Annotated in this window: 8 protein-coding genes, 1 tRNA gene and 1 pseudogene; 6 read left to right on the top strand and 4 right to left on the bottom strand. The window is 56.9% G+C overall.

Going from position 1 to position 23520, the window contains the following annotated elements; translation table 11 throughout:
* Positions 1–133 precede the first annotated feature (133 nt).
* A complete protein-coding gene (locus Poly51_RS31220; protein ID WP_246114363.1) occupies positions 134–355 on the bottom strand; it encodes a hypothetical protein in 222 nt (73 codons plus the stop codon).
* Here Poly51_RS31220 and Poly51_RS31670 point away from each other — a divergent pair.
* Positions 269–1258: pseudogene (locus tag Poly51_RS31670) on the top strand (tyrosine-type recombinase/integrase); the annotation flags it as partial. The gene Poly51_RS31220 and the pseudogene Poly51_RS31670 sit on opposite strands and share 87 nt — an antisense overlap.
* Positions 1259–1608: 350 nt before the next feature.
* On the opposite strand, the gene Poly51_RS08870 reads toward Poly51_RS31670, so the two are convergent.
* A tRNA-Val gene (locus Poly51_RS08870) sits at positions 1609–1682 on the bottom strand.
* A gap of 344 nt (positions 1683–2026) precedes the next feature.
* On the opposite strand from Poly51_RS08870, the gene infC reads away from it, so the two are divergent.
* The 4 genes from infC (at position 2027) to Poly51_RS08850 (ending at position 6171) form a co-directional block, all read left to right on the top strand.
* Positions 2027–2557 (top strand): translation initiation factor IF-3, encoded by a 531-nt coding sequence (infC, locus tag Poly51_RS08865; protein WP_146456400.1) that lies wholly within the window; start codon positions 2027–2029, stop codon positions 2555–2557.
* Between the two features lie 59 nt (positions 2558–2616).
* Positions 2617–3465 (top strand): Nif3-like dinuclear metal center hexameric protein, encoded by an 849-nt coding sequence (locus tag Poly51_RS08860; protein ID WP_315853660.1) that lies wholly within the window; start codon positions 2617–2619, stop codon positions 3463–3465.
* A gap of 244 nt (positions 3466–3709) precedes the next feature.
* Positions 3710–4462, top strand: a complete 753-nt coding sequence (locus tag Poly51_RS08855; protein ID WP_146457284.1) for a glycosyltransferase family 2 protein — start codon at positions 3710–3712, stop codon at positions 4460–4462.
* Positions 4463–4548: 86 nt separating this feature from the next.
* Complete coding sequence (locus Poly51_RS08850) at positions 4549–6171, top strand: hypothetical protein (protein WP_146456398.1); 1623 nt, start codon at positions 4549–4551, stop codon at positions 6169–6171.
* A 22-nt stretch (positions 6172–6193) separates the two neighbouring features.
* Here the strand turns inward: Poly51_RS08850 and Poly51_RS08845 are convergent, their stop codons facing one another.
* Both Poly51_RS08845 and Poly51_RS08840 read right to left on the bottom strand, forming a co-directional pair.
* Entirely contained in the window at positions 6194–8758 is a 2565-nt protein-coding gene (locus Poly51_RS08845; protein ID WP_146456396.1) for a serine/threonine-protein kinase, read from the bottom strand.
* A 6-nt stretch (positions 8759–8764) separates the two neighbouring features.
* Positions 8765–9382: an ECF-type sigma factor gene (locus tag Poly51_RS08840; protein ID WP_146456394.1), complete on the bottom strand. Its 618-nt coding sequence runs from the start codon at positions 9380–9382 to the stop codon at positions 8765–8767.
* A gap of 140 nt (positions 9383–9522) precedes the next feature.
* Here Poly51_RS08840 and Poly51_RS08835 point away from each other — a divergent pair, with 140 nt between their 5' ends.
* Positions 9523–23514, top strand: coding sequence for a dockerin type I domain-containing protein (locus Poly51_RS08835; RefSeq protein ID WP_146456392.1), 13992 nt, complete (start codon positions 9523–9525; stop codon positions 23512–23514).
* Positions 23515–23520: the final 6 nt, after the last annotated feature.

Here is a 23520-nt window from a genome sequence, read left to right as displayed (position 1 = left end):
GATGGGGACTCTGATAAAGAAAGCTGTGACGCGACCGCTGCCTGGCGGTGCCACGATCGTTATCCGTGACGGCAAAAAGTTTGCCGAGTGGGAGGGACGCAAAGGAAAGAATGCAAGGCGAGGGAGGAAGCGATCAGCGGAAGTGATGACCGGTCGTGACGGTGTGCTGCGGATCAGAACCGAAGCGGCAACGTGGACGGCCAAGTACCGCGACGGTGAAGGGTTTGTTCAAGAAGTTGCAACGGGGTGCAGGGACAAGCAAGCCGCGATGGCGGTCCTCAATGAGTTGACGACGCGGGCCGAACACGTCAAAGCCAAAATCCTGTCGCCCGATCAAGACCGGATTGCCGACCATGCTGGCACACCAATCGCCGAGCACATCGAAGCGTTCTTGGAATACCAGCGGCAGAAAGGAACACACGCCGATCGGGTAAAGCATTACGAAACAAAACTTTACGAGACGGCCGCCGCTTGCCGGTTTCGAACGCTGTCAGATTTGTCAGTCGATCGGCTCGAAAAATGGTTGTCTGAACAACGCAAGGGCGACCGTGATCTGTCGGCATCGCTGTACAACGGCTATCGCGAAACGTGGTTGGTGTTCGGGAATTGGTGTATCGGCAAACGACAAAGTCGAAAGCAAACACACTTCAATGGCGAGAAGCGTCTAATCGCCAACCCGTTCGAGGGCATGACACGGCTGAATGAGCAAGCCGAACGCCGGCGGGAGGCTCGGGCGTTAACCGAAGCCGAATTGGTCAAGCTGTTGGAAGCCGCTCAGGCACGACCGCTTATTCATGCTCGGACGATTTACCGGGGCAAGAACAAAGGCGAGTTGTCGGCGAAGGTGTCCGATGACCGACGCCGGGAACTTGAGCGGCTCGGACGCGAACGGGCGTTGATCTATAAGACGCTAGTTCTGACGGGTCTGCGGGCGAACGAATTGCGAACGCTGACGGTTGGCGATTTGCAGTTCAAGGAAGTACCCAGCATTAAGTTGAAGCACGGCAACGAAAAGAACCGAGCCGGGTCCGAAATCGCGTTGCGGTTGGACTTAGCCGCCGACCTGCGGAAGTGGACCGATGGCCGCAATCGATCCGATCGAGTGTTCAACGTGCCGTCTGGCATCCTGCGGATCCTTAATCGCGATTTGGAAGCCGCCGGCATCGAGAAGACGGTGGACGAGCGAGTCGTCCACGTTCATGCGTTGCGGCATAGTTTCGGAACACACCTTTCGTTGGCGGGAGTGGCCCCGCGTGTCGCACAAGCCGCGATGCGGCACAGCAACATCAGTCTAACGATGGGCACCTACACCGATGCCCGGTTGTTAGACACCGCCCAAGCGGTCGAATCGTTGCCCTCGCTACCAATAGCAGACGAGCAAACGACCAGCGAACCAGCAGTCGCAAGCGGTTCAACCGGCGAAGCGCGGCCAAAGGACGGTCAGATCAGCTCACGAACGGTTGCACCAGTGGTTGCACCTAATGCAGGCCAAGTGGGGTCTTTAGGGTCCATTCCTGACCATTTGGCGACCGATTGCATGGTCGAAACAGACTCGGCCAATAACGAAAAAAGCCCGCAAAACGCTAGGTTTTGCGGGCTTTTCGGTGATGGACGATACAGAACTCGAATCTGTGACCTCCACGATGTCAACGTGGCGCTCTAACCAACTGAGCTAATCGTCCGGCTTTTGAGCGACGGTTTTTGTCGCCTGCTGGGTTCTACATCGACTCGTGGCGGTCAAGAGATGAATCCACACTAGCATCGATGTGTCGCGTAGTTTGGGATGGCCGATCCGAATCGTCAAGACGGTCCGACCAGGAGAATTTTGCCGATTGGACGAGGAATCGGTAAATCTTGCGTTTTCTGCCGTTTCGCTGTTGACGGTCCCCACCCGCACGTCGGATACTCTTCGAGTTGGGGTTGACAGTAATTGGCGATCCTATCCCCCGTCATGTCGCTTTGACACGGCGGAACATTCATTACCTTTTGTGCTGGTACGCCCACCGGCCGGAGAAGACAGCTTTTAGTGGCATTGGCACGAAAAAACACTCAACCAGAGAATCGCGACGGCGTTCGTATCAACAACAATATCCGCATTACACCCATCCGGGTTGTTAGCGAAGAAGGAGAGCAGTTGGGGATCATTTCCACTGACGATGCTCTTCAACGGGCTCGCGATGCGGGCCTGGATCTTGTCGAAGTAGCCCCTGGCGAGCGCCCGCCCGTTTGTCGAATCATGGATTACGGCAAGTACAAGTACGACAAAAACAAGAAAAAGAACACCGGTCAGTCGCACACCAAGACGAAAGAAATTCGTCTGCGCCCCAAAACCGGCGATGAAGACATCCGAACCAAAGTCCGCCAAGCTGAGAAATTTCTTGAGCACAAGGACAAGGTTCAGGTCAGCGTCTTGTTCCGAGGTCGCGAAATGGCTCACATCGAAGAAGGCCGCAAGGTCATGGAGATGGTCATTGAAACCCTCAGCGAAGTTGGCAAGGTCGAAACAGCGCCCCAGCAACACGGCCGGCGAATGATCTGTATGATCGCGCCAAAGTGAGTGACGGCTGAGTCGCATCGGCGTTCAGGTGACAGGTTTCAGGAAATAGGACGATCAGTTTGAGCGGCAATGATCTTTCTTGCGGCATTGGATTGGCTCGGATTTGTGAAGCCTTGTCTGTCATGGCGCCGCTGAAGTTGGCCGAGGACTGGGACAACGTCGGACTATTGCTTGGCGATCGTCGATCTTCCATCGCCAAAGTGATGACTTGCTTGACAATCACGCCCGACGTGGTCGAAGAGGCTGTCGAATCCAACGTTGATCTGATCGTCACGCACCACCCGCTGCCGTTCAAACCGCTGACGAAAATTACGACCGATTCAGTCACGGGCAAAATGCTCTGGCGGTTGGTCGGCGCGAAGATTGCGGTCTACAGCGCCCACACTGCGTTCGATTCCGCAGCCTGCGGCATCAACCAACGCTGGGCCGAATCGCTGGAACTGCATTCGATCGAAGCACTGGTCCCCTCGGATGCGATCTCTGATCCGAAACAACTCGGCACCTGCCTGGGCGCCGGGCGACTGGGCCGACTCGGGCAACCGGTCCAACTTGGACAGCTCGCGTCATTGGCGGCCCAAGTTGCCGGGCATCTCAATTCTGAACCGAAACCTCGCATTGTCGGCTCGGCCGACGACCTAGTCGGCAAGATTGCGATCGCATGCGGCAGCGGGGGGAGCTTCTTAGCGCCTGCGGCCCGTCGAGGTTGTGACGCCCTGATCACAGGCGAGGCAACCTTTCACACTTGCCTGGAAGCCCGCTCGCAGGGGATTTCGCTCGTGCTATTGGGGCACTATCGCAGCGAACGGTTTGCGATGGAGTTTTTGAGCCAGCAACTGTCTGCGGAGTTCCCCGATCTCGAGACATGGGCTAGTCGTCACGAATGTGACCCGATCTCGCCATTGGGCTGACATTTTGGCAAACCCGGTGGATCTTTCTTCAATTGGGACGCCCGCTTTCGATGGCGGCCGAGACGAAACATTGACCATCATCTAAATGTCTCTAAAATCAGATCGCTGGCATGACGATTGCTTCAGCGCTACAGTCCAGCGGCTCGAATGTCGTTTTGGCGATCGCTTTCAGTAAGGACAGAAGAAGATGACTGGCTCACCATCCAACGGTCTCAACCGTGCTGGCAATGTTGCCCCCGACCCCATGGCGTCCCGATCCACGGGATGGTTGGCGGCGCTGCCGGTTTACAACGAAGTCGGGTACGTCGACGGAGTTTTGGACGAGGTGGTGAGGTACGCGGCCGATGTGCTGGTCGTCAATGACGGATCCAACGACGGCACCGCAGACGTACTTGACCGGCGCTCGGATGTGACCGTGATTCATCACCCCAAAAATCGCGGATATGGCGCGGCACTGATCACGGCGTTCGAGTTCGCGATCTCGCGGGGATACGCGGGACTCGTCACACTCGATTGCGACGGCCAACATCAACCCAAGCGGATCCCGGAATTCATCGCGGCGGCGTCCGATGCGGACATCGTTTCGGGCAGTCGCTATTTGAAAGTTTACGATGGGGACGACGCGCCACCGGAAGAACGACTGTTCATCAATCGGCGGATCACTCGCGAACTGAACCAACGACTGGGCTTCGACCTGACCGATGCATTTTGCGGATTCAAGGCGTATCGAACTTCCGCATTACAGCATCTGGACATCACGGACGAGGGTTATGCGATGCCGCTGCAATTATGGGTCGAAGCGGCGGCGGCTGATTTGCGAGTGATTGAGATTCCGGTGCCGCTGATCTACTTGGACTTGGAGCGATCGTTCGGTGGCTCGCTGGATCATGCCGAGACGCGTTTGCGTTACTATCATCAAGTGCTCGACAGCGCGTTTGCGGTGGCCGCAGCGGACGGCCGGGATTTCCCTGGCCGTGATATCGCGCTGAGCGTCTGATGGTCGTTTCTCAGTCGCCACTTGTTTGTTCGCCGCGCACGTCGTCTTCTGCGTCGGCATCACCGTCTCGCCGATACGATTTTTCCTTGAACAGCTATCGACAATATCGAGCTCCCGTCGAAAACGGTTCATCGTTGATCGAGCCGCCGTTGTCGGATGCCGCAGATTTGCTTCGCAGCAATGTCGCGAAATCGGCATCGCATGGTCCGTTTTGGGATTCGCTGAGAACGCGGGCGCGGGCCAGCTTGATCGAAGACGCGATTCGGTACACGTCGGCTTATCGTGACACAAGCTGGGTCGACGCTGGATCAGTCGGGCCGATCGTGATGGCCGGGCATCAGCCGTCCCTTTTTCATCCCGGCGTTTGGTTCAAGAACTTTGCACTCGATGACATTGCCCGCCGTGTCGGTGGCATTGGTGTGAACTTGGTGGTTGATAACGACGTTGCCTCGGGCAGTTCGATTCGTGTCCCCAGCGTTCGTCCCCATGGTCCGACCGGTTCCAGGCAGCCTCACTATGAAGTCGTTCCGTACGACGAAGCCGGTGGTGGTGTTCCCTATGAACAGACCACGGTTCGCAGTCGCGATCTTTTCGACCACTTCGATAAAGCGGTCACGGAAGCGGTTGGAGGTGTCGTGGATGAACCGTCCGTCACCAAGCTTTGGCGGCACGCACTTTCGGCGATCGATCGATGCGGCGTGGCGGGGTGCGCGCTCGCGCAGGCGCGTCATGGACTCGAAGGTGAGTTGGGCTTGCGCACTCTCGAGCTTCCGCTTGGTGTCGTTTGTCGGACGAGTGCTTACGCGGAATTCGTGCTGGCGATTCTGACAGAGCTTCCCCGTTTTCATGGCTGCTACAACGACTCGGCCGATCGTTATCGCGGCGCGCACGGGATCCGCAGCAGTGCTCACCCGGTTCCCAACTTGGCCGAGCATGATGGTTGGTTCGAGGCGCCGCTGTGGATATATGGAAACGATTCGCCAGAGCGAAAAGCCGCTTGGGTGAAGATGGCCGACGACCATTTGATCATCAGCGATCGAGTTGCTCAGCGGCCGCGAGAGTTGCGAATCGATGTTCGCCATCCCAAGCTGGCGGCGGAGCAGTTGGCGAATTTAGTGTCGCCAAACTTTAAGCTACGGCCGCGTGCGCTGGTGACAACGATGTACGCACGGATGGTGCTAAGCGACCTGTTCTTGCACGGCATTGGCGGCGGCAAGTACGACCAGTTGGGCGATCAGATCTGTGCCGAATTCTTTCACGTCGAGCCGTTACCGTTCATGGTCATCTCGGCGACCATCCAGTTGCCCGGTTTAACGCAGGCGGATCACGGCCAACAGACACGCAGCCTGCGCCGGCAACTGCGCGATCTCGATTTTCAGCCCGAGCGATTCGGTGACCGTGTCGAACTTGACCAGAAATTGGTGGCCCGCAAGTCTGAACTGATTGCGATGGTGGCCGAGCCTGCGGAAAAGAAGCTGAGTTCAAAAAAGCAGAATTCGAAAAAACAGTGGCACGACGAAGTCGCGACCATCAACGCTGAACTTTCCAAGCAACTCGGTCCGCTGCGCAGTCAGTTGCGATCCGAGTTGGCCGAGAGCGAGCGAGCGCAGGCGGCGCAGCGTCTGATGGCCAGCCGCGAGCACCCGTTTTGCGTCTTCCCGATCGAGTATCTGCAAACGACTTACGCAAAGTTGTTGAGTCACGATTAGCGTGCGGCTATTCCTTTCACGCTTACGGTGATCGGGCCACGTTTCCGACGACTCGCAGCATGGCCTGGGTCCGAATATTTTCGGCGCCAACGGTGTCCGTCATGATTTCACTCGCTTCGACGAGCAGTCGTTTTGCTTCTTCGCGTTTGGCAGGCTGTTCCAGCAATTGCAGCCCGAGTGCTTCCATCGCGAAAGCCGTTCTCGGCTGACGGCCGTATGCTTTTCGAGCCGACTCGATGCCTTCGCGAAGCAAGGCTTCGGCGGTCTCGTGTTCGCCAGCGGCGAACATGCGTTTGGCTTGATCCACCTGGATGTAGTTCACCATCGGGTGCGTTTCGCCAAGCAGTTTCTTCGTCAACGCAATGACTTCGTGAGTCTGCTGCATCGCGATTGTGTTGTTGCCGGCTTGCCAATTGATGGTCGCCTGGACGGCCAGCAGGGACGCTTCCGCATAAACTCCGCCACCTGGTTCCAGGGCTAGGTATCCGCCCGCTTCGGCTAACGAAATCAGCGATTTGGCGTACTCCGCCTTGGTGCGCTGAAAAATAGCTTGACCAGTCAAAGCCATGGCCATTTGATACGGCGGCGGTTGGGTTTGGGAGCGTCGGATTTTGACAACTTGTTCGAGGATCTCGCCCGCAGCCTGCCACTGTTCGACGTCGTTGCAGCTCTCGAGCGAGACAAATCCGAGTGCTAGTTTGATGTCGGCCGTTTCGGGTGCGTTTTCGCCAAAAATTCGGTTGTTGATTTCAATCGCTTCGGTCAACCGAGTCTTCGATTCGTCGTAACGGCCTTGGATGTATCGAGTCAAACCCAGGGTTGCCAATGTATCGGCCAGATCGACACTGTCGCCCGCGACTTGCTGGACCGTGTGACTGCGTTTTAGGAGCGGTTCGGCTTGATCGACGGAGCCTAACGCAAGATAAATTCTCGCGATTTCAGTCGACAGGGCGGCGCGGACGAGTGGTTGGTCCTGAAGTTTCGTTTCGATCATCGCCGCACCGCGACCGAGAACGTCGCGTAGCGTCGGATCGTCGGATTGGTTGGGCCGCGAACCGAACTGGTATCCCAGGATGCCGACGGCATCGGACTGCTGGATCATGCCGACTAGAAAATCGGAAACCTGTTTCGCTTTTTCTGCTTGCCGCTTTGATTCTGCCGAAGCGACAAGCGACGCTCGCTCTGCTGTCCGCGCACGCGCCGCTTCGTGCATTGCTTCGCTGGCAAACTGTTCGGCGCGGATGCGTTCGTTTTCGGCACGGGCCCACTGGGTGCTCGTGCCCGCAATCCCGCCAATCAACATCAGCACGCACATCGTTGATACCGTGACCGCGAGTCGGTTGCGACGTACAAACTTGCCGACACGATAACGCAGGGTATCCTTGCAAGCGCGGACAGTGTGCCCCGAAAGCAACCGGCGGATGTCGTCGGCGAATTGATCGACAGTCGCGTACCGACGGGTGGACTCTTTTCGTAAAGCCATCATCACGATCGTCCCAAGATCACCCGCCAATTGTCGTCGCAGTCGCGTCGGTGTCGTTCGCCGCTGGATCGAGATTTTGTTTGCGGTTGAACCATCATCGCCTGCGGCAACGACGCTTAGAGCGACATGGGGATGCATCGGCTGAACCTGTTCCAAGGATCGGACCAACCCGACCGGATCGGTCGTGTCGACTTCGTACGGCGAACGACCGGTCAGCAATCCATACAGGACCACGCCCAGCGAATAAACGTCGGTCGACGTTGTCGGCGTTTCGCCGCGCGCCTGTTCGGGGCTTGCGTACGCAGGTGTCAGAACGCGAAACATCGTTTGGGTATCGTCGTTGGGAGTATCCGGCAGCGTGTCGGTCAATTTAGCAATCCCGAAATCAATCAAATGCACCCGAGCATCGGCAGTGACCAAGAGGTTGCTCGGTTTCAAATCGCGATGAATGATGGCCGATCGGTGAGCAAACTGGACTGCGTCGCAAACCGCAAGAAACAATTCAAGGCGTTGGTCGATGCTTAATCGATTTTCGTCACAGAAATCGTCAATGCGGATTCCGTCGACGTAGTCGGTGACCAGATAGGCGATCCCATCGTCCGTGATGCCGGCGTCGATCAGGCTGGCGATCCCCGGATGGTTGCCGAGCGCGGCAGCGAACTGTGCTTCGTTACGAAATCGTCGTATCATCTCGTCTCGATCGACTTCGCTGCGCAAGATTTTGATGGCGACTTGTTGTTCGGGGCCCTCGGTGCGATGCGCTAGAAACACCGACCCCATTCCGCCTCGCCCGATTTCTCGCTGGATCGCAAAGGGGCCGAAGTGGCGACCGATCAATCGGTGGCTGGCGCTTTCCGCGCCTCCCAATCCCGCGCTATCGATTTTATTCTTTAAGTTTTGGTCGGTGGGAAGCAAAAAGTCGATTTGATCGGCGTCGATGTCCCGTTCTAGCAGCAGTTCGACTCTCGCCCGCAAGTCACGATCGCCCGCGCAGGCGTCGTCTAAGTACTCGCTGCGACGGTCGGTCGGCAATTCGGACGCGATCGAAAAAATTTCGAACTCCTGATCCGATTGCCCGTTTTCCGATAGAGGATTTGTTGTCATCGTCGGTCACGCATCGTCTAGGTGGTCGTTCAGCCATGCGCGCGCATATCGCCATTCGCGGTTCACGGTCGCCAATGAAATCGTTAGCTGATCTGCGATCTCTGGCAGACTCATCCCACCGAAAAATCGCAGTTCGACGACCTGACTGCTGCGCGGTCGTTTTTCGGCAAGGGCGTTCAGCGATTCGTCTAACGCGATCAAGTCCACACCGGAATTCTTTTCCATCACTTCAATCGCATGATCGAGCGAGATGACGGGTTGGTCGGATGAGCGCCGTCTCGCATTCCGCGATCGCGCATGGTCAATCAGGACGCGGCGCATCGCGCGAACCATCGATGCGAAAAAATAGGCACGATCGGGTATCGACTCGATCGCACTGGTACCCAACAACCGCAGTGCCGCTTCGTTGATCAGAGCACTGGGTTGAAGTGTGTGATTGGCCCGTTCCCGATGCATCAAGGCAGACGCAGCGCGGTGAAGCTCTTCGAAAGCGAAGGTGAACAATTCGGACTGGGCTTGCGGGTCGCCTGCCTGAATCCGGTTGAGTATCTGGGTCACGTCACCGGGTTTCACCTGCGGACAAATGTTCAGGTCCGGCGTTTTTTTTCTAAAAATCCGTGACATGAAATCAAACTTTTTCACGCAGGTGATAGGAGCCCCGCAATATTGGGGATGTCATCGATTGTAGTTGATTCACGGGACTCCATGAAGAATCACTCAACCTGTGTGGCATACCTTGCTTTTTTCAGAGAAGAATATCCGTCATGTCCGCACGTTCCACCTATTCCAATCGCCGTCGATTGAACGCGAATTCGAATCGCAACCAGTCCCGACGCCGCCGTCTGATCGTCGAAAATCTCGAATCGCGACAGATGCTGGCGGCCGATTTCGAAGTCAATGCGATCGGGCTGGATGTGCAGCTTCAGCGAATTGGCGACTCGATCCAGGTGATCGATCGGTCGGACAATTCAGTGATTCGTTCGGAAGGCGTCGACGACATCGATTCCAAGATGATCGAGATTACCAGTCGCTCGTTGCTGGTCGATTCAAGCGTCGACATCGAGGCAAACTCACTTGCCGTTTCAGCCGGATCGATCTCCGTCATTGGCGGTGCGATCAACAGTGACGCGGACGTCACATTAACGGCGATCAAACAACCTGATTTGCTCGGAACGATCCTGTCCGACGCGGTCCTGCGTGGCTTGTTGGCAACCGAAACATACTCGATCGAGATCCATAGCGCGTCGATCTTTGCCAACCAAATTGTCTTGTCGGCCGAGGGCGCGACGTCGACGGGCTGGAATGAGCTTGGCGCCCATCAAGACGGCATTGCCGGCGATTTGATCAGCCAACTGGAAGCCATCCCGCAAATCGGTCTTAGCTCGGTCGGCCCGCTTTCCGGACAAGCGAAAATTCATTCTGCTTCGGCCAATATTACTTTGGAAGAAGCGGTTTTGCAAAGTCAGACCTCGATCGATGTGATCGCGACAGCTGCGGCGGATGCTTCGCTAAATGCGATCGCCGTGACCGGATTGAATGCGTCAGGTTTCCCGGTTTCGTTGTCCGTCGGATTCAGCAGGTCACAGTCATCCGCCACCATCGATATGCTGGGAACTAGCCAGATCACAGCCACGGCGGGCAACGTGCGGATCGCCACCGACGCCACCAGCACAGCCGAAACCGTTTCTCGCAGCGAAGCCAACTCGCGGGCGACAGCCCCCGACGCGCCGAAGGTCAGCAACGCAATCAACCTTGCGATTGCCTTTACGGACGAGACATCAACAATCAATGTCGGCGAAAGGACTGCGATCGATGCGGGTGGTGCGGTTTGGGTCGATGCAACTTCCAGTGTGGCCAATGAAGTCAGTGCGACGACCGCGATCTTCAACGATGGAACCGCCGGTTTTTCGGGCGCGGTTGGTGTCGACAACGCGACGGTGACATCGCAAGTTCACGGCACAATCATGAGCCGCGAAACGGGCACCCGTCGAATCGAGTTCCCCGGAAAGGACCTGTTTTCGAGTCAGGATGCGATCATTTTTCGGGAAATCCCGGCCAGTAATCCGTTGAAAGTCGGCGAAGCGATTACGTACCAAAATCTGGGTGGCGGTGATCTGGGATTGGATGATCGCCAGACTTACATCATCCATGAGATCACCAACGAGAATCCGGTCGGCGACAAGCTGGAACAAACGGTTCGGTTGATTCGCGCAGCCAGTATTGAACTGGACAATCGCCAAGTCGCCGCTAGTAGCCAGCACTCGCTTACGCGACTCGGTATGGCAACGTTTGCGGCGACCGATGTTGCCACCGAAGCGGGGACGTCGGACGGCTTGATTTCTGTTTCACTTCCGTCCGGCGTCACGCGAGTGACGTACCTGGGCCCGCAAGGTAACGACGACCCATCGGTCCGTGGCATTGATGGATTGGTGCAAAGTCAAGTTTACGAAGTCACCGTCGTTGGCGGACAAATCAAATTGCGGTTGCCGGGTGAGACTGCGTTTATCGATTTCGACGCCCCGGCCAACGGGAATCACGGGTTTCGCTTTGCAGAAAGCGTACAAACGTTTGCGCCCGAAACCGCCGTTGACTCCGAAGGGAACTGGATCGAGCTGCCCAGTGGACACGGACTGCAGACGGGCGACTTTTTGCTGTACCAAACCGATCCGGCGAAGTCGGTGACGCAGGAGATGTTTGCGTTTGATGCGGACGGTGAAGTTGTCGGCAGCCTTGGGAATGTCACGTTGCCTGACGCACCCATCGAAGGCCTCCGTACGAATCACGGTTACTACGCCGTCGCCGATTCGCGAAATCCCAACCGCATTCGATTGGCAGGATCGCTGGCCGGAGCATTTGCCGCCGCCGTGGTTGACGTGCGAAGTGCGGTGCGCACCGGCAACCCGCTGGACCACGCTTTCGATCGCGAACAGATCGGCGGCATTCGTGTCACCGCGAGTCTGGCGGCTTCGAACAAGGCCGAATCGGGTGTTAATCTGACCGAGGGCGAGCAGCCTTGGTCGGCAGTGGTGGGCGGTGCGCTGGCAGGTCGGATCGAGAACATCGCATCGGCCGGGTTAGGATTTTTTGACTCGCTGCGCGACAGTATCCAAGGCAACGGTGTATCGGAAGCTATTGACGTGACCGACGTCGATCCGAACCAAACCAAGGACCCGGACGATTCGTCCGAAAGCGGTGGCTTCGATGCGGCCGGTTCGATTGCGGTTGCCTTTTTCGATCACGACGTCCACGCAATCATCGGCGCCACCGCTGTGCTGACGTCCGATACCACGATCACGGTAGACGCGGACATTGTCCAGCGCACCAAACTGGGGTCGATTGCAGAATCAACACGCGGATCGTTAAACGAGGAAGGCGATAAAGGAAACGAGTTCGCTGTCAGCGGCGGAATCGGAATTTACAACAACGATGCTCAGGCCGTCATCGTGGACCAATCTCTGGATTCCGAGGATGTACTGCGACAAGCCACCTTGAATGCCCGAGGCGAAACTCGCGTCGATTCGGAAATTGTCTATCCGTTTTTGGCCAGCGATGACGACGGCGTCAACGGTGCTGTCACGATCGATCAATTGGGACTCGACAGTTTTCAGTCGTTTCTAGACGGGACGCACGGATTGGCCGGATTGGTCAATGTGTACTCGCGAACGTTGGCAAGTGGTGACGACAGCAAGTTGTCGCTGGCACTTGGAATCATGGTGACGGACACGACGAATCAAGCATTGGCATCAATCGGCCAAGGTGTGCAAGTGAACCAGGATCCGAGCTTTGCCTCCGATGATCAATTTGTAGTGGTCGAGTCGTTGTTGGATGTGTTTGTGATCGAAGCTGGCCACATGTCGTCGTTGAATTTGAGCGCGCCGGGTTTGGCCGAAGCAATCTCTCGGGGTAACAAGCGAGAAAACGGAAGCGTCCACGACTTCCTGTCCGATCTCGCCAATCCGCTGGGCGTTTCCGGCAAGAACGGTGCCGGCGGATCGATGCTGCTGACACTGACTGACAACTCGGCGGTTGCCGAAATCCGGGACCATGCCGTCGTCAATGCAAAGGAGGCTGTCACGGTCAACGCTGTCAGCGATATCTACAACTTGGCGATGGTGCAAACCGGTACCGGATCAACGCAATTTGGTTTTTCAGCCGCCATCGCAGCGTCCGACATTCGAACCGACACCCGTGCAAGCATCGGCGCAAGCGCCAAGATCGATGCCGGTGCTCTTGTGGTCTTGGCCGACGACGTTCTTGACCGGGTCACCGTCGTTGGTGCATTCTTGAAGGGAAAACAGGTTGGTATCGGCACTTCGGTCGGTGTCAACGTGATCGCTCAAAACGTCGATGCTCACATCGGGCACGCTGACTCGCTGAACGTCGGCGGTCTCGTTGACGTCTCGGCCATTGCCGGCGGCGACATGTTCTCGTTGGTCATGGCGGGGGCGTTGCAGGGTGTCGGAAGCAACGCGTCGTCGGCTAAAGCGGATGCGAAACCGATCGGACCGATTGCATTGACGGTTCCTGTTGCTGTGAACCACATCACTGGCAACGTCACCGCTTACTTGGAAAGCCAACAGGTTGACGTGGGATCGATCGTCGTTCATGCACAATCCGGCGTCGAGGTCCAGGCGGTCGTTGTTGGCGCATCGTTTGCCGTGCAAGTTTCAAGCACAGGCCCCGCCGGCAAACTAAATCTTGCCGGTGCCGGCGCGGTGGGAGTCAATACGATCGAGCAAAACGTCGCTGCGTTCATCAAGGACAGCGACGTGCTTTCCGCAGGCGATGTCAGCGTGACGGCATTGGACCGATCCAACATCGAAGCGGACGCCGGCGGATTCTCGATTGCCGCTTCGCTCTCGCCCGCGACAAGGACTGCGTTGTCGGCGGGTGTCAGCGTCGCGATCAACGACATCAGCGGCGTCGTCGCTTCATCGATCGAAAACTCCGATGTCGCACTGACTGGCGGCGACCTGTTGGTCGATGCAAATTCCGACTCGCTATCCAAGGCTCTTGGAATCGCCGGAAGCGTGTCGGCGAACCTTGGCGCGGGCCAATCGGGATCGTTTGGCGGCGCAGGCGCCGCTGCGCAGAACGTGATTGCGAAAAGGGTTTCGGCCGAACTAAACACCGGAAGCACCGTCACGGGCAATGCCGTGACCGTCACGGCCACTGATAGCAGCGAGATCGTAGCTGACGCGGGCGGTGTTGGAATCGGTGTGACCGGAGGGGCTGGCGGAAGCATCGCCGGCGCGGTTGGGATCAGTATGGCGATCAACGAGGTCGGCAATACCGTTCGTGCAGCGATCGATACTTCGACCGTGACGGCTTCCGATCAAGTCAGCGTGATCGCGGCAAGCGACGAAGCCAAAATCAGCGCACTGACCATCGCCGCTTCAGCAGGATTGGCGGGCAGTGCGGGTTTTGCTGTTGCACTTTTTGGCGCCGGTGCAGGGTCTGGTAACACGATCGCCAACACGGTCACGGCGACAATCAACAACAGCGCGGTCACGTCCACATTCGCCGCAGCAGACGATCGAATAAAAGGCATCGGCGTTAACGCTCGGGACGACTCGGAAATCGTGGCGACTTCGATCGGCGCCGCACTTGGCGCCACGCTATCGAGCACCACGGCCGTCTCGGTCGCAGTCGGGGTTTCTGTGGCCAATAACGAGATTAGCAACAAGACAACGGCGTCGGTTATCGGATCAACGCTGGACTCGTTAGCAAGCATTCATGTCGTCGCGGAAGAGACGGCCAGTATCTCGGCGATCTCAACCGCTGCGTCGGTCTCACTAGCCATCGGATCGACGGGGATTGGTGTTTCCGGTGCGGGCGCCGCAGCCGACAACGTCATCAGCAATCAAACAGTCGCGTTGGTCAACGACAGTGTCATCAAGTCCACCGACGATGTCTTGGTGACTGCGATCGATATGGCCGACATTACCGCGCTTGTCCGAGCGGCTTCGGTTGCCATTGCCGGTGGCGTCACGGGGGCTGCGGCCTCGTTCGGTGTTTCGTCGTCGTCGAATCGTATTGGCGATTCCGCAACTTTCCTGGATGACCCGACTGCCGAGCGGGGTGCCGGATCGGCGCAGGTCAAAGCCTACGTCAATCAAAGCCAGATCGACGCTGACGGTCGGTTGAACGTCACGGCCGATGCCAAGGGTACGATCATGGCGTCGGTCGTTGCCGGTTCCGTCGCCGCCGCAGCGGGCAGCACCAGCGGCGCGATTGCGGGCACCGGCGTTTCGGTAGCAAATGATGTCGAAGTCGAAATCGTGGCGGTCATCCAGGATACGACGGGCCCGGGAATCGACGCCGATCATGGCGTTGCGGTAGTGACGACCAGCGATTTTACCATCGAATCTTTCGTCGGTGCCGCTTCGCTTGCCATCGCCGCGGGTGTATACGCCGGCGGCCTCTCGGTCGCCGCGGCCAGCGGCGTCACTGATGTGAAGAACAAGCTGCAGTCACAGATTCGTCGTTCGGTCGTGAACACCGCTGCTGGCGGAATTTCAATACTCGCAAGTGATGACAACGACGTCACGGTGACCGCTACCGCCTCGTCCGTTGCCGAAGCCATTTCGCTGAACTCGATCGCAGTCGCTGGCGGCGGCGCGGGGGCCCGTGGCACGATCACGTCGATCGTTGATAGCCGCGTCGAGGACAGCACGCTGACTGCGACCAGCTCCATTACCATTGAATCGTCGCAAGGCTCGATTTCCGATGTTCAAACCGAGGTCACGAGCGTCGCGGCGGGCGCAATCGGAATCGGACTGAGCGGTTCATCGGCAACTAGCATCATCACCCCGGTCACCCATGCTCAGGTCATTGCGAGCGAAGTGACCGCTCTTGGTTTGGCGATTCTTGTTTTTAGCAATCCAGTTGCGACCGCGGATGCTGCAGGCATGACGGTTAGCACCGGATTGGCCGTCGGAGTCTCGGCCGCTCGCGTCGAACTCGGCGGCACCGTTTTGGTTTCGATCGGAAGCCGCGGAAACGGAATCGTCGTCGGCAACCTGGGAGTCAACGTCGACTCTGGAAATTACCTTCCATCTCGAGCGTTCGCGCAAGGTTCCGCCGGCGGCGTTTTGTTGGGCGTTGATGCGACGGTAACGTCGGCGGTCGACACAACGCAAGTCACTGCAGAAATCGCTGACGAAAGTGTGATTGATTCCGTCGGCGACATTTCGATCACGAATAGTCACACCGCGGAACTGATCGCCCAGTCGAGTAGTCTGGCGGCTGGTCTGGTTGCCGCGGGTGTCTCGAAATCATCGTCTGAATCCAGTGCAAAAATAACCACGCGGATTGGAGCGAACGTCGATCTGGACGGCGACAACTTGACGCTGTCCGCAACGTCACGTCCGAAAAATTTCGCTAAGACGGTAGCCGGCGCCGTGGGTGGGGTGAGTGGTGCCGTCGCGATTCCGAATACTCGCGTGGTGACCGAAGCAATCGTGGAAATTGGCGATAATGCCGCGATCCATTTAACGGGTGACGCCTCCTTGTTTGCGGTAAGCGAACCAGGATTCGACTCGACATTGCTGGCCGCTGCCGGCGGGTTCATCTCCGGTGGCGGTGGCGACTTGGACAATGTGATCATGCCAACGACTCGTGTCGACATTGGTAACGGTGTGACGTTCGATAGTACCGGATTGGACCTGAGAGCCGAAAGTCAGCTCACCAAACGATTCGATCACTTCTTTGGAAACGTCGACGCTACCGCCGGTGGTTTGATTGCCGGTGTTGGCGTCGATAGTCACACCGACTTGACCATTCGTACGACCATTGACATTGGTGCCGATGCAGCGATCAACATTGACAACCTTTCTGGTGGCGATGTTTCCATGGTCGCCAAAAACCGCATCGATGCGTTGGATGAGCTGACCCTGCGAAGCGGTGGAGTCGCTGCTGGCGGCAGCAACATCTCGACGATTCGTACGCTGGCGGATGATGCGATCGTCACGTTCGCGCCTCGCTCGAGTTTGATCACAACGGGCACCGCCAGCATCTACACCGGCGGCAGCGGCGACATCGACATCCAAGCCAACTCGGAAACCTTTGGTGGTGCCACCATTGGTTCGGGGGTATCGACGATCGATATTCGCCCCAACAATCGCATCTCGCTACAGGACGGTGCATCGATCGAGACGGGTCGCGATTTGAACCTTGCCGCGGGCACCGACACTCATTTCAATCCAGATGAATACAACATTCACTCGCGTGTGGACACGTTTGCCGGCAGCCTGATTCCGATCGACGTCATGGACGCCCGTGCTTTTCTGTACCAAGAAAATCAGATCACGATCTCGGCCGGTGCCACCGTTCGCTCGGCGGGAGATGTTCGCATGCACGCCGAACAATTTGGCGACAACAACGTTTTGGCACAAGTCAAAGCGGTCAATTGGACGACCGGCGTCACTGGCGTCATCGACGGTCTACTGGGCGAAGGCGGAGTCGAACAGTTTGCCGGCACGGCGGATTCGGATGCAAGTGGCATCGTCACCGTCGCAGGCACCGTGCAAACCGGGATCGCCCGCAATCGAGTGCTTGAGATCACGAGCATTGACCGAGTGAACCCGCCAAATAATCCGAACGGTACGCCCGGCGAAGAAACGCCCGATCTCTATACGGTGAATCTGTCGGATCGCTCAACGGGAGATGTGCCATTTCAAAAAATCGTCGAACCGATCAATTCGGCGCTCGACTTGGCTCTTGCCCAAGCGGAAGAGCAACTAGCGACTTACAGCGACAACGCGCAACTGAAAACGTTTTACGAACGCGAAGTCACTCGATTGAAAGCTGAACTTGCCGAGCAAAACTTGCTTGACACTCCGCCCGGTGCTCCCGCTGGCTACCTCGAACGTGTCGAGCGATTGGGGCTAACCCTTTTGATCGATCCGATCTTTGCGAAAGCCGGTTCCATCGACGTGCGCGCTGACTCGCTCGTTGGGTCAGGCGTTCTTGAAGCGCCCGGCGATGCAAGTGTCGAAATTATCAATGACACGCGGGCTCAGATTGATTTGTTGGGAATTGAAGTTCCCGAAGACAACGGTGGCGTCTTTCTTAATGGTCGGACGGTTGGTGGTGGCGAGGGTGTGGATGCAGCCACCTTCATTTTGGTCGACAATACCTACATTGTGCCCTCGGGAAGCAGCTCGATTTCTTGGCCGAACATCACTGTCTCGGGACCGATCGAAAACTTGGGCGGTGACGTTACCCTGCGTACCGTCACCAGCGGCGCCGGCAGCATCACCATCAACGCATCTGTCAGCGGCGAAACTCAAACCATTTCGGCGGGCAACAACGGCAGCGTCGTGATCAACTTGCCCGACGTTGGCAGCGTGTATGAAGCCGGTGGTGCCGAACATGCCAAGTGGAATAAGTTAACCGAACGCCACTCCATTTTAGGCACCGTGGGAGGTCAGGGAACGACAAGTGCAGAACCGACCGTATTGCCGGGCGGGACCTTCAATTTGGGAATCACCAGCGAAACCAATCCGGCCGTGACCAACTACCTGGCGACGGAACCGACGGACATCAGTCTGATCGGAAGTGCGATCTTCGTTTCGGCTCAGTACATCAACGTCAACGGCATCATTCAAAGTGGAAAACCAGAGTACAAATTAGTGATTGGTTCAGCCACCGCTAACGAAATTGCGTCACTGCAGCAGAACAGCAGTCTGACCGGGCTGATCAAGCTGAATTCACTTGATCGTTCGGACTTGTTGGCCCGATGGGATGCCGACCGCGACCGTATTGTCGTCGAAGAGCTTCGTGTCAGCGGCGGCTACGTTGACCTGACCGGACACATCGCCAACACGCGCAACGGCCAGATTCGTGTTCTCAGTGACTACGCCAAAATCAACATCGATAACCAAACGTCATACGACATCGAAGTCAAACGTCTGGACGTCTCGCGCCGCGGTCGAGGTACGGTCATCATCAAAGATCTTAGTGACGCGACCGTGGAAGACCCACGCGTTTCTATCTATCAACGCGAAGGTGACGTGATCCGGACGGATACCCCCGCGGGAGTCGAAACGGTTGCGAACGGAACCAACTTCATTTATCAGCCAAAGGAAAACTTGCGATACGGATGGACGATCGCCGAGGAGGAACTTGAGCGAACGACTGTGAAGTATGGTTCATCGAGTTGGCTTGGACTCGATTTCATCGCGCCCGATCCCGAGGACGAAATCTCAAGAACGGTGCAGCCGATCGGCGTGCCAAAGATCCTGGATGCGGGACCTTACTTCTTCGTCGGCCTATCGGGAGGGTTCTTGGGTCTTTCTCTAGATCGTTACACCTACAGCTCGCAAGAATATACGTTTCCATCGACCACCAGGACGTGCTGCAACTATCAAGAAACCAACTGGATCGGCACCACAACCTATTACAGCACGCGAATCACGACCCGGGGAACGCGGACACTGCACACGCATACGATCGAAGCCGACCGGCCGATTGACATTCAATTTCAAGGACAATCCGAAGGTGAAATTCTGATTGAATCAGTTGGCAACGTTTTCATCGCAGGTGCGTTAGTGAATCCGAATGGCACGACCACGATTCATAGCGACGGTTCGGTGCTGCAGGGTTCGGTCGATGGCGTCGTAGGCGGCAACATAATTCGTGTTGTTACCGAACGATCAATCGGAAACGAAGATGTCCCGCTGCGAACAAACGTCGTTGACGTCGTTCCTTTTGATCTTCGTTCGGACGCAGCGACGGCTCGATTGGTGAACGTCGGTTCGCGCGTCCGCATCGCGGAAGACCACGTTGCCGGCGGCGAACCGGGCGACGTCTATCGCTACCAGGGAACTCGAGCAATGATTGATTTGTCACTGCAAGATTACACCGATGAAGCGAGTTGGACGCATGTGGAATTGTTTTCCAGTGTGGGTTTGCAAACAACGGACGGTCACATTTCCGTGTACGAGATCAGTGGTGATTTGCCGATCGAGCGGGTGTGGGCAAACCGTGCCCAAACCGACGAAACCGATGGAGACGTTTTTCTGTCGGCCCAAGGCAGCATTGTCCAAGGGCGAGCGGAGGCAACCACCTATCACCTCGGTTGGGTCGATGGAAATGCGATCCACTTGGAATCCGAAACAGGAAGCATTGGTCAACTCGATGGCGATGTTGGTGGTGAAGACCGAGCACTTCCGGTCGACGCCGGCTATTTCAACGAGATCAAGAACCCCAATCATCGTCTGACAGCCACTGCCGCGCACGAAATCTACATGCACCACTTTACCAGTATGATCCTGGATCGCGTCGTGGCCGGTGGCGATGTCCGGATTGACTTTGTGGCAGGCGGTACGCTGATCGATGGCAACCCGAACGACGTACGCGACGAGCGGGCGATCGCGGAAATCGCGGCTAAAGTTTGGGACGATCTACAATTGACCGTTGATCGCGGTTCGAGCGACAAGCGTGACGAGCGAATCGCCGCCCTCGTCGCTTCACAAACGCAATCCTACGCAGCGTACTGGAATTTTCGCGAGACTCAGGTCGACCCGTCGGCATACGACCTGAATCATCGGGTGACGCTTTCGGATGAAGAAGCCGACTTTTATGACGGCGATGAAGCCGCCATCACGACACTGAAAGAAAGTCGTACGGTCCAGTACCACGACTTGCACGACACGTGGGGATCGCGCGGCGATTCGCGGATCGAAGGTTTCGTGTACGAGCCCTCAACGGAAGACCTGGACGCCATCGATGCGTCGATGAAGGTTTGGACCGATGACGAATTGTTGTCACTGCGAAGCATCGAATTCCTGAACGTCACCGACACCGAGTTTGTGATCGAAGAACCAAACATAGTAGGGCGAAACGTGACTTTGAACGTCACCGAAGGCATTGGTCGCTATGACAACGGGACAACGATCGACCTGCGTTCCACCGATGGCAACGCGGCTGTCCTGACGCTGGACGAGCAAGCCAACCTGACTGCCGCAGAGCCTGGCGACATTGTTTACCTGCAGCAGGCTCCCAGTCTCGTATTGGCTCGGATCAATGGTGACTCGATCGACTTGATCCAGCAAAATGACGACACCACCGTCTGGGCCGACTACGGGTTTGTCGACGGTCAGTTCGTTTATCTGGAAAGCAACACACGCGATACGACCGACGACGGAATGTTCTATGAGATCACCGCGATCGAGGGAACGCGAATGACATTGGACGTGTCGGAAACCGAGGCGGGATCACTTCAGCTCGACCAGCCGAGAAACATTCTGATCGCACCTGCTGTCACCGATCCGGCGGATCATGATTCGGCACCGTTCATTCGAGTACTGCGCCGAGAGGATATCGACCTCGAAATCACCGGTTTGGTTACGGCAACATCCAACCGTCATATCTTCATTGGGTCCGAAAGCAGCTTGCGCATCGATCGTGTTGAAGCGGGCGCCGACCAACGAGTGCAAATTAAGATCGAAGGCGACCTTTCCGGTGAAGCGACCAGCAACGGCGAAGCAAACATCGTTGGCGGCCGCATCGTTTTGGAATCCGGTGCCGGCAGCCTCGGGTCGGTCGCCTCACCCATCGGAATCGAATCAGGCCAAGGTGGGTATCTGATCGCACGAGCCGACAACGAAGTCGTCGTCGAGCAGCGTAACGAAACAGGTGACGCGGCTGACCTGCAAATCAACCAAGTCTTTTCAAAGACGTCGATCGTTCAGATCGAAGCCGACGGATCGATCTTTGACGCATTCAATTTAGACACCACCAACATTCAAGCTGTCGAGATCGTTTTGCGAGCCGGAGGATCGATCGGCAAGAGCGATGATTTTCTTGACATCAACGCGGGCGAAAATGGTTCCGTCACTGCAATCGCGGACGGATCCATTTGGATTGTCGAAACAGCCGGCAACTTGAATGTTCGGCAAATCCTTTCTCGCTCCGGCGACATCAGCCTGATGGCGGATGTTTCAATTCTTGACGCCGTCGATGTGGCGGATCCGTATGATCCCGAATCTGCGGACGGCAGCATCATCGCCGGCAACCCTCGCGCCGATTTAATTGGCAATCACGTCGCTTTGACCGCCAACTTGGGCGGCATTGGCGTTGCGGGTAACGAGCTGGATATCGATTCAAGTCATGCGGCCGACTCGGCCGGTTTTGTCACGGTCCATAGCACCGGCAATGCCTACGTCAATGAAACGAATGGCGACTTGGTATTGGTCCATGTCTTTACCGACGATACGGCGTTCATCGCCGCACTGAGTGGCAGTATCTACGGTCGCCCCGACGCGCCGCCGAACGTCATTCACGTCGATGGGAAAGTTTGGCTGTTCGCGGCCGATAATATCGGGACAGCCGCGTTACCGCTGCGAGTGGGAGCGACGTTCGTTGAAGGGCAAGCAACCACGGGTGATGTTTTCCTGGAAACGATCGGCAAAATTTTTGTCGGCGGCGTGATCGAAAATGAAGCCGACAACAGCGGCGAAGGTGAGTTTGTCAATTCTCGTCACGGGGCAACGCAAGGAATTTCGGCGGGGCGAACGCTTTCGATCCTTTCGCCACAAACGGTCAACGTCAGCGAGGGACTGTCTTCGCTGGGCGACATTTTGATCACGGCACGTAGCGCCAGCCTGCCAGCCGGACGCTGGGTCCAAAGTGGCGGCGACATCGTTTTCACATTGACGGACAGTTTTGATGCTGGCACGGACAGCGAAATCTCGGCCGATGGTGAATTGATCGTCCAGCTTGCCAGTGATTCCGTAACGTCAGGCCTGATCAGCATTGACGGTTCGGTCCTTGCAATGCAAAGCACCCTTCGCGGAACGGGCCTTGACGACACCGTGATCTTCACACCCAACTTGCTTTCCGGTTTGTTGGTGATCGAAACCGGGGACGGAGACGACACGGTCGAGACAAACCAGGGGAACGTCCAGTTTTCCGGTGGCGACGGAACGGACTTGTTGAAGTTGATCGGTAGCGACGTACACCTAGATTTGCTCGCCCTGCCCGACGGCGCACTGGAATCGCTGGAAACCCTTGACCTTCGAGGCGACGGTGGCAACACGCTGTTGCTTAGCCTTGCAAAACTCGCGAACCAGGATAGCCAAGCCGGGTACCTAGAACTGATTTACGACGAAGACGATTCAGTCGACTACGGTGCCGGCTGGGTTGCCGAAGCACCGATGTTTGTCGGAAATAGTTTCGTTCATGTGGCGCGTCAATCGGGAGTCGAAATTCGCATTCAGAATCCTACACCCTTCGTCAATCCGCTCGACCGATTCGATGTCAACCGCAGCGGCGAGGCATCGGCGCTCGACGCGCTAGTGATCATCAACCGGCTCGCGCGAATCGGCGACCCGAACTCGAACGGCCTGACGATGCCGATTACCGAGGACGACCTTGCTGATTTCCTTTATCTGGATGCCAACAACGACAACCGAGTCTCGGCCCTTGACGCACTGAACATCATCAATTCGCTGAGCCGTATTTCGAGCAGTGGAGAGAGTGAAAGAGTCCTTGCCTTGGCAATTGAGCCAGTGGGAAGCCTGACGCAGACGCCAAGCGAAGCAAAGGACCGAATCGACCGGACGGATACCTCGAGTCCTATGGCGGACAAGGTTTTCGCGAAACTCATTGCAAACCAGTCGCCGGTTGCCACACCGCTAGCGGCGGAAGTGGCTACGACAAACGATCGGGTTGGTGATGACGTTGACCCAACGATCGACGAGATGATCACACTTCTGGCGCTTGACGTACTGGCGGTAAATCGACGCTGAAGTGTC

The sequence above is a fragment of the Rubripirellula tenax genome, from assembly GCF_007860125.1.
GTDB lineage: Bacteria > Planctomycetota > Planctomycetia > Pirellulales > Pirellulaceae > Rubripirellula > Rubripirellula tenax.
The sequence above is the reverse complement of the archived record's forward strand: the minus strand, read 5'-3'. Positions and strand labels throughout refer to the sequence as shown.

Excerpts from the sequence above, each read along its gene's own strand:
- Poly51_RS08855 (WP_146457284.1), top strand. The coding sequence starts at position 3,710 with ATGGCGTCCCGATCCACGGGATGGTTGGCGGCGCTGCCGGTTTACAAC.
- Poly51_RS08835 (WP_146456392.1), top strand. The coding sequence starts at position 9,523 with ATGTCCGCACGTTCCACCTATTCCAATCGCCGTCGATTGAACGCGAAT.
- Poly51_RS08845 (WP_146456396.1), bottom strand. The coding sequence starts at position 8,758 with ATGACAACAAATCCTCTATCGGAAAACGGGCAATCGGATCAGGAGTTC.
- Poly51_RS08840 (WP_146456394.1), bottom strand. The coding sequence starts at position 9,382 with ATGTCACGGATTTTTAGAAAAAAAACGCCGGACCTGAACATTTGTCCG.
- Poly51_RS31220 (WP_246114363.1), bottom strand. The coding sequence starts at position 355 with ATGGTCGGCAATCCGGTCTTGATCGGGCGACAGGATTTTGGCTTTGAC.